The organism is Cognatazoarcus halotolerans, from assembly GCF_009800965.1.
GTDB lineage: Bacteria > Pseudomonadota > Gammaproteobacteria > Burkholderiales > Rhodocyclaceae > Cognatazoarcus > Cognatazoarcus halotolerans.
This window is the reverse complement of sequence record NZ_WUAF01000037.1, coordinates 1-12,979: the sequence shown is the minus strand read 5'-3', so window position 1 is coordinate 12,979 and position 12,979 is coordinate 1. Positions and strand designations below refer to the sequence as shown.

12 protein-coding genes and 1 pseudogene are annotated in these 12,979 nt (G+C 65.8%); 4 read left to right on the top strand and 9 right to left on the bottom strand.

Features of this window, described 5'->3' with window-relative positions:
• A partial coding sequence (locus GQB03_RS22470; protein WP_200832399.1) for a transposase occupies positions 1–485 on the bottom strand: 485 nt, incomplete at its 3' end.
• A 110-nt stretch (positions 486–595) separates the two neighbouring features.
• Here GQB03_RS22470 and GQB03_RS22465 point away from each other — a divergent pair.
• On the top strand, positions 596–1,081 hold the full coding sequence (locus GQB03_RS22465; protein WP_159694023.1) for a hypothetical protein: 486 nt from the start codon (positions 596–598) through the stop codon (positions 1,079–1,081).
• Positions 1,082–1,761: 680 nt separating this feature from the next.
• Here the strand turns inward: GQB03_RS22465 and GQB03_RS23605 are convergent.
• The 4 genes from GQB03_RS23605 to GQB03_RS22445 form a co-directional block, all read right to left on the bottom strand.
• A complete protein-coding gene (locus tag GQB03_RS23605) occupies positions 1,762–1,956 on the bottom strand; it encodes an FCSD flavin-binding domain-containing protein (RefSeq protein ID WP_159694027.1) in 195 nt (64 codons plus the stop codon).
• Positions 1,957–3,523: 1,567 nt separating this feature from the next.
• Positions 3,524–4,810, bottom strand: coding sequence for an NAD(P)/FAD-dependent oxidoreductase (locus GQB03_RS22455; protein WP_159694021.1), 1,287 nt, complete (start codon positions 4,808–4,810; stop codon positions 3,524–3,526).
• Complete coding sequence (locus GQB03_RS22450) at positions 4,807–5,463, bottom strand: c-type cytochrome (protein ID WP_159694019.1); 657 nt, start codon at positions 5,461–5,463, stop codon at positions 4,807–4,809. The genes GQB03_RS22455 and GQB03_RS22450 overlap by 4 nt, the downstream gene beginning before the upstream one ends.
• Positions 5,464–5,642: 179 nt before the next feature.
• Positions 5,643–5,975 carry a hypothetical protein gene (locus tag GQB03_RS22445; RefSeq protein WP_159694017.1) on the bottom strand — a complete coding sequence of 111 codons (333 nt, stop codon included), beginning with the start codon at positions 5,973–5,975 and terminating at the stop codon, positions 5,643–5,645.
• 207 nt (positions 5,976–6,182) lie between these two features.
• Between GQB03_RS22445 and GQB03_RS22440 the strand changes: the two genes are divergently transcribed.
• Positions 6,183–6,539: a DMT family protein gene (locus GQB03_RS22440; protein WP_159694015.1), complete on the top strand. Its 357-nt coding sequence runs from the start codon at positions 6,183–6,185 to the stop codon at positions 6,537–6,539.
• Positions 6,540–6,557: 18 nt separating this feature from the next.
• Here the strand turns inward: GQB03_RS22440 and GQB03_RS22435 are convergent, their stop codons facing one another.
• Complete coding sequence (locus tag GQB03_RS22435) at positions 6,558–7,391, bottom strand: aldo/keto reductase (protein ID WP_200832397.1); 834 nt, start codon at positions 7,389–7,391, stop codon at positions 6,558–6,560.
• Between the two features lie 846 nt (positions 7,392–8,237).
• Here GQB03_RS22435 and GQB03_RS23600 point away from each other — a divergent pair.
• Positions 8,238–8,495: pseudogene (locus tag GQB03_RS23600) on the top strand (methyl-accepting chemotaxis protein); the annotation flags it as partial.
• Between the two features lie 48 nt (positions 8,496–8,543).
• Complete coding sequence (locus GQB03_RS23390; protein WP_268817583.1) at positions 8,544–8,909, top strand: CZB domain-containing protein; 366 nt, start codon at positions 8,544–8,546, stop codon at positions 8,907–8,909.
• 86 nt (positions 8,910–8,995) lie between these two features.
• On the opposite strand, the gene GQB03_RS22425 is transcribed toward GQB03_RS23390, so the two are convergent.
• From GQB03_RS22425 to GQB03_RS22415, 3 genes are read right to left on the bottom strand one after another with little or no spacing between them, the layout of a single operon-like run.
• Positions 8,996–10,174, bottom strand: coding sequence for a phosphotransferase family protein (locus tag GQB03_RS22425; protein ID WP_235027183.1), 1,179 nt, complete (start codon positions 10,172–10,174; stop codon positions 8,996–8,998).
• Positions 10,174–12,321 (bottom strand): T3SS effector HopA1 family protein, encoded by a 2,148-nt coding sequence (locus GQB03_RS22420; RefSeq protein WP_159694009.1) that lies wholly within the window; start codon positions 12,319–12,321, stop codon positions 10,174–10,176. The genes GQB03_RS22425 and GQB03_RS22420 overlap by 1 nt, the downstream gene beginning before the upstream one ends.
• 45 nt (positions 12,322–12,366) lie before the next feature.
• Positions 12,367–12,633, bottom strand: a complete 267-nt coding sequence (locus GQB03_RS22415) for a hypothetical protein (RefSeq protein WP_159694007.1) — start codon at positions 12,631–12,633, stop codon at positions 12,367–12,369.
• Positions 12,634–12,979: the final 346 nt, after the last annotated feature.

The following is a 12,979-nucleotide window of genomic DNA, read 5'->3' as shown; positions in this document are numbered from 1 at the left end:
TTGCGCCTGAAGCTCTTGAACGAGGCCCAGGCTTCGATCAGCGTGCCATCGACGGTGAAGTGATCCGAAGACAGCAGCCGCTCACGGCGCGCAAGGCACACGACTTCATCAAAAAATCGGCGCGCGATGTCGGTGACCACCAGGCGCTCGCGCAGCCGACTGAAATTCGATTGATCCAGACTGGCGCTCTCCAGATCCATGTCGAGAAACCAGCGGAAGAGAATGTTGTAGTCGAGTTGCTCGCAGAACTGCCGATCGGACCGAATCGAATACAGCGCGATGAGCAATTGGCCCTTGAGCAGCCGCTCCGGCGGAATCGACGGGCGACCCGTGCTCGAATAGAGCGTATCGAGTTCAGTGGAAATGGCACGAAGCGCTCGCTCGGCCAGTTTCTTCACCCCTCGCAGCGGATGATCTGTCGGCACGCGGGATTCCGCCGAGAAGTAATGGAACATCGAGGACTGGGGATCAAGTTGGCCACGCATCGCTTTCAGGCAGAGAGTTTCGGGAGCGTTTTTATGACAAACCACCGCCCAGTTCGTTCACTGGGTTTTGCATCAACCTGTTAGGTGCAGAACACTCCGGAGGAAGATCATTGATTTACGTGAGCATCATCGCAGGGTTAATTATTGTGAGTTTGTCTGTTGTCGCTTTCAAGCGAGGCTGGTGGACTGTAATTCACCGACGCATCGTTGCTTGGACAGTCATTTTTTACGGGTTATATCTAGCAACTCTCACGGGTAGCTATACATCATTGGCTTTGCCTGGCATTGGCTCAATAGCCATTGGAGCAGGAACGGGGGCAGCAGTTGGCTTCATGACTTGGCTGGCAATTGGCACTGTTGGCGTCGCTACTGGCGGGGTCGGAATCGCAATTGGAGCAGGTGCTATGTCAGCGATTGGTGCCATCTTTGGTGGCGCTGGAGGAGCCGCCGGCGGTTTTGGGGTTACAACAGTCACATACCCACTTGTATCACCATTCTTCTGGGGTCCAGTGATTATTCTCGGCGTCTACATTTTGCGAGGAAAGAGGATAAAAATGCAGCAAATGCTTCCTCCTCCAGACGACAATGGCACCTAACTAATAAGGTTGAGGCTGTAGAAAAACCCTCCATTCCCGCCAGCGCCGTTAATGCCCCCGGTATAATTCGGCACCCTCCCCCGGAGCCTTCCGATGCCGCGCTTCAAGACCCCCGATTATGGTTTGAAGAAAGCTCGGGGTCAGGTCGCGCTTAGTAACACACCTTGGCGGATAGCTGGACCGGCTTGACCGCGTGAAGCTGGGGTCAGGTCGCGCTTAGTAACACACCTTAACGGATAGCTGGACCGGCTTGACCGCGAAACAAGCAACCGCCGAGACGACAAAAGACAAAATCCTGGACCCCGGCCTTCGCCGGGGCGACGAATCAGAGACCACACGCAAAGGCAGACAGAAATCTCATCGCAGAGATCCCATAGAGCCCCTCCGGCGAAGGCGAAGCCGAGCCGGCGACCCCTTCCCCTTCTGCGCCGCCGAGCGCTGGCCGTGGCCGGCGGGAATTGTCGCGTCGCTGTTTGAGCCCGCAGGGCGAGTTTCGACGCGACCCGCCGGACGCGGTCGGAGCGAGGGAACCGGCGTAGCCGGCGGTGCGGCAGGGGGCGCTTCTTTGGTTACTTGCTTGTCGCCACAAGAAAGTAACTCGCCCACCGGGGCGAGACCCGGCCAATCACCGCCAATAGACAGCACGCACAGGCTGGGCCTCAGCCTTCAAACCCCCACGCTCAGCCACTCATCTCCGCAAGAATGTTCCGCAACCAGCTCTCGGCATACCGGTGCTCCAGCCGGCCCCTGGACAGGTCAGGCGGCGAAGTACCGCCGGGCACCGGGGTGGCAACAATCCGGCCGTCGGCTACGCGAAACACCTGGGCGATGCTGATGTCCTCGTCCTCGCCGATGGCGGCATAGCAGACGTTGATGCCGTCGGAACAGGCTCGGGGTCAGGTCGCGCTTAGTAACACACCTTAACGGATAGCTTGACCGGCTTGACCGCGAAACAAGCAACCGCCGCGCCCGCCGAGACGACAAGAAACAAAATCCTGGACCCCGGCCTTCGCCGGGGCGACGAATCAGAGAACACACGCCCTGTCACGCAGCAATCTCGTCACAGCAATGCCGCAGATGCACACCGGCAATGGCGAAGCCGAGCCGGCGCCCCCTTCCCCTTCTGCGCCGCCGAACGCAGGCCGCGACCGGCGGGAATTGTCGCGTCGCTGTCTGAGCCCGCAGAAGCTCGGGGTCAGGTCGCGCTGAGCAACACACCTTAACGGATAGCCGGACCGGCTTGACCGCGACACAAGCAACCGCCGCACCCACCGAGACGACAAAAGACAAAATCCTGGACCCCGGCCTTCCCCGGGGCGACGAATCAAAGCCCACACGCCAAGCCAGACAGAAATCTCATCGCAGAGAACCCATAGAGCCCCCACCGGCAATGGCGAAGCCGAGCCGGCGACCCCTTCCCCTTCTGCGCCGCCGAGCGCAGGCCGCGACCGGCGGGAATTGTCGCGTCGCTGTCCGAGCCCGAAGGGCGAGTTTCGACGCGACCCGCCGGACGCGGACGGAGCGAGGGCACCGGCGAAGCCGGCGGTGCGGCAGGGGGCGCTTCTTTGGTTACTTTCTAGTCGCGACAAGAAAGTGACTCGCCCGCCGGGGCAAGACCCGGCCAATCACCGTCAATCAGAGGCTCGCACCCAACGAGACGACAGAAGACAAAATCCTGGACCCCGGCCTTCGCCGGGGCGACGAATCAGAGCCCACACGCCAAGCCACACAGAAATCTCATCGCAGAGAACCCATAGAGCCCCCACCGGCAATGGCGAAGCCGAGCCGGCAGCCCCTTCCCCTTCTGCGTCGCCGAGCGCAGGCCGTGGCCGGCGGGAATTGTCGCGTCGCTGTTTGAGCCCGCAGGGCGAGTTTCGACGCGACCCGCCGGACGCGACCGAAGCGAGGGAACCGGCGTAGCCGGCGGTGCGGCAGGGGGCGCTTCTTTGGTTACTTGCTTGTCGCCACAAGAAAGTGACTCGCCCGCCGGGGCGAGTCCCGGCCAATCGCCGTCAATCGGCGGCTCGCACCCGACGAAACGACAAAAGACAGAATCCTGGACCCCGGCGTTCGCCGGGGCGACGAATCAGAGAACACACGCCCTGTCACGCAGCAATCTCGTCACAGCAATGCCGCAGATGCACACCGGCAATGGCGAAGCCGAGCCGGCACATCCCTCCCCTTCTGCGCCGCCGAGCGCAGGCCGCTACCGGCGGGAATTGTCGCGTCGCTGTCTGAGCCCGCAGGGCGAGTTTCGACGCGACCCGCCGGGCGCGGCCGGAGCGAGGGAACCGGCGTAGCCGGCGGCGCGGCAGGGGGCGCTTCTTTGGTTACTTGCTTGTCGCCACAAGAAAGTAACTCGCCCGCCGGGGCGAGACCCGGCCAATCGCCGCAAATCAAAGGCACGCACAGGTAATGCCAAAACCTTCCAACCGCTAAAGCTCAGCCACTCATCTCCGCAAGAATGTTCCGCAACCAGCTCTCGGCATACCGGTGCTCCAGCCGGCCCCTGGACAGGTTAGCCGGCGAAGCACCGCCGGGCACCGGGGCGGCGACGATCCGGCCGTCGGCCACGCGAAATACCTGGGCGATGCTGATGTCTTCGTCCTCACCGATTGCTGCGTAGCAGACGTTGATGCCGTCGAGTTCATGGGGCGGTTTGCCGTTCATGAGCGCGAGCACGTTGAGCGCACAGACCTTGGCCTGGGCGTTGGCGGCGTAGCCGGACTTGGGCATGGCGCCGGCGATGGCGGCGTCGCCGATGACGTGGACGCCGGGGTGGCGGGTGGATTCGAAGCTGCGGGGGTCGACCGGGCACCAGTGACCACCCTCTTCCACCAGGTCCGCACGTGCGGCGATGGCGCCGGCGCGTTGGGGCGGAATGAGGTTGAGAACGTCGCCGCGAACCGACTCGACGCCTTCGACGACGAATGCACCGGCGGCCGTGTCGACACCGCTCACCCGAGTTGCCGGCAGGTATTCGATCATGCCCGCGTGGCGCGTCTTCCAGGCCTCGCGAAACAGCGCACCCATGGCCGTGATGTCGGGGTTCGCATCGAGCACGATGACTTTGGCGCGGGGTTTGTGGCGCCTGAGCCAGGCGGCGATCAGGCAGGCGCGCTCGTAGGGGCCGGGCGGGCAGCGATAGGGTGCGGCGGGCACGCTGATGAGCACCCGGCCGCCATCCGGCATAGCCTCGAGCTGGCGCTTGAGCAACAGGGTCTGGGGGCCGGCCTGCCAGGCGTGGGGCATAAGTTCCGGCGTGGTGCGCGGGTCGTAACCGTCGATCAGCTCGGTGCGGAAATCGATGCCGGGCGCGAGGACCAGGCGGTCGTAGCGCACCCGGCCGCTGCGGGTGACCACCGTGGTGGTGGCGGGGTCGATCGCGGTGACCTCGTCGAACAGCAGACGTACGCCGTAGCGGCTGGCGAGTGCGTCGTAGCCGAGAGTGAGTCCTTCGAAATCCCGCAGGCCGGTGATCACCTGGTTGCTGAAGGGGCAGGCCACGTAGCGACGGTTGCGCTCGATCAAGATGACTTCGAGGGTGGGGTCGAACAGGCGCAGATACTTGGCGGCGATGGCGCCGCCAAAGCCGCCGCCCACCACGACCACGCGGCGGCCGGACTTGGGCAGGATCTCGGGCGTGGCGCAGCCGGCCAGCGCCAGCCCGGTGAGGCCGGCGCCCGCACCCAGCATGCGCAGGAAGGCGCGGCGTCCGGCAGCCTTCATCGTTGCAGCTCCGTACGGCTCGCGAAGAAGGCGGCGACCGCGGCAAGGTCGGCGTCATCGAGGTGTTCGAAGGCGCGTGCCTTGCGCTTCGACATGCCGCGACTGCCATCCCGAAAGGCGGCAAGCTCCATCTCGAGATATTCGCGCCACTGGCCGCCGATCAGCGGCACCACTTTGCCGCGCTCGGGTCCGTAGTCGAGGTGGCAACGCCCGCTGCACTCGCGTTCGTAGCCGCGGTTCTGGTGGATGAGCTTCCACAGACTGCCGTCGAGATGGCAGGTCTTGCACCTGTCGTAGAACACCTTCATGCCGGCCTTGACCAGCGCCGGGTCGACCGGCGCGGTCTGCGCCAACGGTGTCTGGCGGGCGTAGTAGGCGGCCATGCCGCGGATGTCGGTATCGGTGAGGCCCCGGGCGAGCGGGCCCATCACGGTGGATGGGCGCTCGCCGCTGCGGAACGCCTGCATGGCAATGACGAAGTAGTCACGATCCTGACCGGCCAGGCTGGGGATGGTGGTGCCTGCGCTATGACCACCGGTGCCGTGGCAGCCATCGCAGACCACGCCGGGGACAATCCCCGCGGCTGGCGCCGGCAATGCCGCGACGAGCGACACGACCGCCAGGAACAGGCGCAGGAAGATTCGACAGCTCACGGCGTACATCGCGATTGGGCCCGCGGCGAAACAGGCGGGGATGCCTGACGGGGACTGACTCTATCCGCGCGCGACAGCCGATTCCTTAACGTCGATCAAGCGATCAGTCCTGCGGGGCGGGCCTGGACGAAGGACTGCTGGCCGGATCCGCCACGCCGACAAGCCGGCCGATCCGGCGATTAGTCCCGCGGGGCGGGTGTCGCGGGGGGAGCATCGGCTGCATCAGCCACGCCGACGAGTCGGCCGACATGGCGGCACCAGGCCTCGCTGTCGCGGGCCGGCACACCGGCCTTGCCGCGAATGCCGAGCCGGAACTCGATGACCGATTTCCACTCGTCGGAGCCGGGGTCCGGCCCGTGCCCCTGTCCGTCGCCGGTGGGAAGCGAGGCTTCGACGAGTCGATACCAGGCATCCGAGCACGACTGCGGCACTGGCGCAGAAGCACGGCCCGGCTCATCGGCGCAGGCCGGCAAATGGGCGATCAGGACAAGCACCGCGAGCCATTTGAACATCAGGGCTTCTCCTCTACGATTCGAACCGGCACGGACCCATGGCGGCGATCACGGTTTTGCGCGGACAATCGCGTGGTGCGGCACAGGAGACCGCCGCCAGACCTCAGGGCCCCCGACATTCGCCCCGCCGCCCCGGCCGGCTGCAGCAACCGGCCCACGGGGATGTCTCTTCCACGACACGACGCAACACACCTGGACTCATCGATCATGCGCCCCATTCTCACCACCATCCTGCTGCTCACGACCAGCAATGTCTTCATGACCTTCGCCTGGTACGCCCACCTCAAGGAGCTGAGCCACAAACCCTGGATCATCGCCGCGCTGGTGAGCTGGGGCATCGCCCTGCTGGAGTACATGTTCCAGGTTCCCGGCAATCGCATCGGCTACACGGTGCTGTCGGTCGCGCAACTCAAGATACTCCAGGAGGTCATCACCCTGTCGGTGTTCGTGCCCTTCGCGATCCTTTACCTGAAGGAGCCGCCCAAGCTGGATTTTCTGTGGGCCGGGCTGTGCATCCTCGGCGCGGTCTATTTCATCTTCCGCAGTCGCTGGAGCGGCGGCTGAGCGCGCAGGCGCTTTGCCTCAATGGCCGAAGTGGTCGGCGTCGAGCATGCCGGGGTCGGGCCGGTCGAGCGCATCCAGCGCCACCATGTCCTCGTCGCTCAGGGTGAAACCGAAAACATCCAGATTCTGTGCCATGCGCTCGGGATTGATCGACTTGGGCGCCGTCGCGAAACCCTGCTGGACGGCCCAGCGCAACACCACCTGCGCCGGCGTGCGGCCACATTTTTCGGCGATGGCGGTGATCACCGGGTCGGCGAGCATGTCGGAACCGCTGCCGAGCGGCCGCCAGCTCTCGGTGACGATGCCCTTCTCGCGGTGCAGCGCGACGAGCGCGTCACGGCGGTGCCACGGATCGAGCTGGATCTGGTTGACGTGCGGCACCAGCCCCTGATCGAACAGGCGCTGCAGGTGCGCGGGTTTGAAGTTCGAGGTGCCGATCGCGCGCACGAGCCCTTCGTCAAGCAGGCGGACCAGCCCCTGGAAGGCCTCGACGTAGCGGTCCTGGTCGGGGTTGGGCCAGTGCACCAGCAGGAGGTCGATGTAGTCGAAGCCGAGCCGTTCCAGACTTGCTTCGCAGGCGGCTCGGGCGCCGTCCACGCTGTGCCACTGGCGATTGAACTTGGTGGTGATGAAGACCTCCTCGCGCTTCACCGACGACGCTCGGACGCCGCGGCCGACACCCCGTTCGTTGCCGTAGTTCTCGGCGGTATCGACGGCGCGATAGCCCAGATCGAGCGCAGCGGCGACCGCCACGGCGGCTTCGGCATCGTTCATTGGCCAGGTGCCGAGTGCGAGTTGCGGCATCTCGACGCCGTTTGCGAGTCTGACGAGGGGAGCGGGGGACACGGTCATGGCGATCTCTTCTGTGTGTTTTCGGAGGGAGGGATATCCGGTATGTCCGGATGGTGACGCGAAGCGGCGCCATCGGCAAGCGGACAGGCGCCGCTACTTGCCCCCGGTCCGCGAGAGGTTGCGGGCGGCAAGGCCGGCACCGCAGTAGCCCGGAGAACCGGTGCCAAGTTCTCGACCGGCGGGAACACGCCGCTGCCGAGCTCAACCAAAGACTTGCGCAGGGCGCGCCCGAACACGGTCAGCCCTCCTCCGCCCCTCAAGAGCGCAGCACCCGCCGTCGTTATCACACGGGCTGCAGGGACGGGCGGGACAAGCGCCTGCGTGCTCGCGCCGCCATGGGAAGGCGCCGCACACATGAAGTTCAGGCCTCGTCGGGGCGAGGGCCCCGCCGCTTCCACGGTACATGTACAAGATGGGGTGAACAGGATGTTTTTCGTATCGCGTCGGGAGTTGGAAGCCAGCAAGAAGGAAGCGGCCGATCTGCGGCTTGCCCTGGACCACGAGCGCGCTGAGCGCGCAGTTCTCGAATCGCGCATTGAACAGGCCGATGCGAACGCTCTGAAGATGAATCGTGACTGGAGCAAGCTGGATGCGCTGTTCGGCCTGCTCGAAACCTACGGCGAATCGCTCAGGGACGCCCAGGGAACATTTGCCTGCCTGGCTGGCCGTCTCACTGGACAGGAAGCCCGCGCGCACGAAGCCACGACGTCGGCCGGCAGCAGCGTCAAGGCCATCGCATCGATATCCGAGGACCTGGACAAACTTGCCGGCGACACCCGTTCCACCGCCGGGTTGGTGGAAGAACTGAGCGGCAGCGCAGCAAAGATCGGTGGAATTGTTCAGCTCATCCGTGACATCGCGGACATGACCAACCTGCTCGCGCTCAACGCGGCGATCGAGGCGGCACGCGCAGGTGAGCACGGGCGAGGCTTTGCGGTAGTAGCCGACGAGGTGAGAAAGCTGGCGGAACGGACCGCGACGGCGACCAACGAGATCGCGGCGCTCGTCGAGGCGATCCAGACCGGAACCGGGAGCACCCAGGCCACCATCGAAGCGCTATCGCGCCAGGCCGTGAGCGCTGCCAGCAACGGGCGCGACGCGCGCGAGCGTTTGAGCGGCCTGTGCGAACTCGCCCAGTATCTGGCCACCGTCATGCAGCAAGCGACGATCGGCAGCGTCGTCGAACTGGCAAAACTCGATCACCTGATCTTCAAGATGGATGTCTATCGGGCCGCGTCGGGCAAATCCGACAAATGTTCGGAAGCATTTTCCGACCACACCAATTGCCGTCTGGGCAAGTGGTATTACGAAGGCGATGGCCGCGCCTTCAGCCATCATCCCGCGTTTCGCGCGCTCGAAAAACCGCATGCGCGGGTCCACGAAGCGGGCCGGATGGCGCTCGAAGCATTTGCTGCCGGGCGCGACGAAGAAGCCCTCGCGCTGCTGCGGGACATGGAGCACAGCAGCCTTGGGGTGATCAAGGCGCTCGACGAACTGGAGGGCGTCATCTCCACCTGAGCAACGTCGGAAGCGTATCGGGCATCACGAAACATACCCGTCCCCACGGCCGGGGCCCCGCGCCAAGGCGCATCGGCAGCGCGCATTCAGGATGGGCGCGCCCCCAAGGAGTCCGCGAAGCCGAAGATTGCCGCGCTTGCCCGCGGATCGCACGCCATATTCTCGGCAAGCTGCAACAGCATGCCGTTGGCCAGCTCCAGCGAAGACTTGCGCTGCGCGCGCTCGAAGGCAGTCTGCACCAGGCGTGCCGGCACCAGGCCGAGCGCCTTGCGCAATACCGATGCAGCCTGCTCCTCCCCGGCCCCGTGGGCGATGCCGCTTGAGTAGGCATGCCAGAAGCGCTGTGCCGCCGCACTGACCTGCTGCGGACCGAACTGCGCCCAGGCCATGAAACGTCCGGGCGGGAAATGCGAGCTGGTGGGAATCGAGTCGATGAAGTAGCCCGCATATTCACTGAACACACCGGCCAGGTCCCAGGCCGGATCGCCCATGCCGGCCAGCTCCCAGTCGATCAGGACCAGGCCGCTGACGCGGGCGGACGGCGCGCTGCGGGTGAGCAGCAGGTTCTCGCTGCGGATGTCGTTGTGGCACAGATGCGTCGCCTGCCAGCCGTCGTCGAGCTGGGCGAGCGCTTGCTGCAAGGGGGCCGAACCCTGCAGCAGGCCAATCGTGCGCAGAACTGCCGGACTGCTGTCGAGATAATTCGACGCTTTCGGCCGGCGCAGTTTCAGTACCGACGGACGCACCGCGCGCCAGCCGCTTGCAGCCTTCGGCTGGCTGCCGTGCAGCACCGCCAGTACGGTGCCCAATCGGCTCGCGTGAAACGCCGGCAGCCGGTGCCCGCGCGCCCAGTACATGCGCAGGTTGCGCGAGTGCTGCACGTAATCGAGCACGAAACAGCGCTCCGCATCGCTGCTGTAGGCACATCGCGGCAGCACCGCGCTCAGGCCGTGCTCGTCGCGCAGATGGGCAAGCAGTCCGGCTTCCGCCGATGGCGTCAGGACATCGGGATCTTCCGGTGACATGCGCACGACGTAGCGGGCCTGCTTGTCGATGCTCACCATGGCGTTGCTGTTGCGCCCGGATAAAGGCGTGACCTCGATCGTTGCGCTGTAGAGTTCGCGCGTGCTGATCAGCCCGGCGCCGAGCAGGATCCGGATCACGCGGCTCCAGGTGGCCGCCTCTCCGGCGACCGGATCCGGCCCTGCGGACGCCGGGGCGCGGGCAGAAACCGCGGATTCGATTTCATGGAGTGCCTGGTTCATCATGCGAGCCTCGCGGTTGCATCGCGGCGCGAAGGAGGCGCCGCGGGTATGGCGGACGGTAGCGCAAGCTGCCGCTCGTGCCCCGCCGGCGCGCCGAGGAAGACACTCAATGGCCCGGGCGCACCGCGGAGCCTTTGCAGCAGAAAGAGTCCGATCCCGGACAAGCCCTGCATCAGGGACGGATGCGCGAACCGCCCCAGCGGGCTGAACACGCCCGCTGGCATGAGCAGGTCGAGCACGGTGCGGGTCACCGCCTGAACGGCCCGATCACAGACCTCGTCATCCGGCGCCGCCGACTCCGGACGGCTCGCGTCGAGCATGCCGGCCTCGCCGACGAGGCCGTGACACAGGGCCAGATCGCCCGGCCCATTCTGCAGACGGGCCAGCAGGGCGTGGGCGACGCGCACCCGTTCCGCGCCAAGCGGTGCGCGCGGATTACCGTACCAGCCGTGACGCAATCCGCCGCCCTTGCGGGCCAGGCCGATGTCGATAGCGGCGGTCGTCGATGCCAGCACGGCGAGGCGCTGCCGGTCTGCCTCGATTACCGACCGCAAGCCCTCGTCGTGACCCAGGTCGGCGAGCCGGGACAAGGCTTCGATTCGCCCGCTGAGCGCCTCGGCCGGGCTGTGCAGCGCGCTGTCCGGCACCTCGTCGAGCGCCATCCGGCGGGCAGTCTCGACGGCTCGCGCGAGCAGGTCAGGATCGCCCAGGACGTGACCGGTCATGCCCACCGCCAGGCAGGTCTCCGGCCAGCCCACGATCGTGCCGGACTGCGCCTGAGTGGCGTCGAGCGCGGCCAGCGCATGGCGCGCGGCACCGCGCGCGCAGCGCGCAAAGCCCTGCGTCCCGAAATGCTCCCAGGCACTTGCCAGGAAGAGCGCGACCCCGCTCGCCCCGTCATCCAGGTCCGCTCCCAGTATTTCGTAGGGAAGCGTGGGCCAGCAGCCATCGGCCAGCGTGGGCGCGAGCCAGGTGCAGGCGTCGCCGTGCCAGATCGCGCCGGCGCACAGCGCCTCCGCAATGCGCGCCGGCGCCTGGGACAGTCTGTCGTCAATGCCCTGATGTGCGTTGTCATCCGCCAGCCGCCGGTCACCGTCCCGTTGGGGCAGGATCGACAGCGTGCCGAACGGGTCGCGCGCGGCGCCGTGCAGATAGGGCGCGGCCAGGCTTGCGCCGCGCTGTACGAAGCGTGCCTCGAGCAGGCTGATGAAACGCTGCGGGCCCTGCTCGGCGGACCCCAGCCGAGCATGCTCGACCAGCGCATCGGCCAGCATGCCGGAACGGCTCGAACCGAAGCTCTGCCCATCGGCCGGGTCTTCCGCCATGGCGACGCCGGGCAGGATCGGCAAGGTGAATGGCGGGACGCCGGTCAGGGTCGATGTGCGCAGCAAGGGCACGGCATCTTCCAGCAGCTGCCGCACCTGCGACAGGTTTTCGGCGCGGAAATACAGTACCGCGGAATCGCGACGGTCGATCATCGGCGCCTCGGTCAGGACCTTGAAATGGAAGGGAGCGTCGAGCGCGTTGAGCTCGCAGGTGATCAACCGCATCAGGCATACCGAGCCTTCCGGCGTGCAGTTGAAGTACGCCCGGATCAACGGCGTCCCTCCCTGAACCAGCGCCCGGTTGCCGACCGCGAGATAGAAGCCGACCGAGCGTGACAGGAACTGCTTCGGGACGCTGAGCTGCAGCCGGGCATCGCCCGGCGACACGACATCGGCCTGCCCGCCCGCCCCGGCGGCATCGCCGAGATCGAGCATGCAGCAACCGTTCGAGATCGCCAGCCGCCCATCGGCGCGCGTGGTCTGCCAGCCACCCTCGACCGTGCCGCTGCCGGCATTGGCCGCCGACAGCGCGGCAATCAGGGTTTTCGACTGGGCGTGACGACGCCGTGCCTTGTCCGGTGTGCCGGCGGAGTGCTCGTCGCCCACCGTCGAATAGAAGTGCGAGTAGATCAGCCGGGCAAGCGCGACCCGACGGCAGTCGGCCTGCTGGCCATCGTCGAGTTGCCGCCAGACCCGCAGCGGCAGGATGCGCGTGGAGGACGCGCCAAAATCCACCTCGTTCCGGCGAAAGCCCTTGAACAGCGCCAGACAACTCAGTGCCTGGGCCACGTAGGGGGACGCTGCTGCGGATCCGGCTTTCATGACGACAGGCCTCGGCTGATCTCGTTCATCGGAATCTCCCGGTGATCAGGACAGGGTGATCGCAATGACGATTGCACAGGAGGGTGTGGTCGCCAGCGTGGTGAAGCTCCACAGGCTGTCGTAGTCGCCGCCCTTGGCGGTACCGCCGGTGGTGCCGACACTGAGCGAGGTCTGGACCTCCTTGGTGATGGCGCCGTCGAGTCGCGTACCGCCGGTGACCAGCCCCCACTCGGCCGGAACGAGTTCGGTCATGCTGGTATCCGCAGGCAGATGCTGGCGGGACTTGGTCTTGTGTTGGATTGATTTGCTCATTGGATTCTCCTTGAAAGAGGAAACGGAGTCGGGAAGCGAGTCCCGAAGGCTCCCGCACGGATGAAGCCGCTCACGGGATGCCTCTCACCGTAAAACCCGGACAAGGAGGTGTCAGTGCGCTGTGTCACTCGCAAAAAGTGACCCTGCGCGGCGGATCGGGCCGCACGCGCAGCCGTCACGCGTGTCAGGGCACCGGCCGCGCGGTGCGGGCTCGGGGGGGCAGGGCTCCCGCAGCTACCCACATGTCGTTGACCTCACAGGAAAGTCGTTGACGATCATGCACTTGCAGCACCTCTGTTCACAGCGCCTCGATTTGTGTAGTTTCCTGCCTTTTTGGACGGGCGAT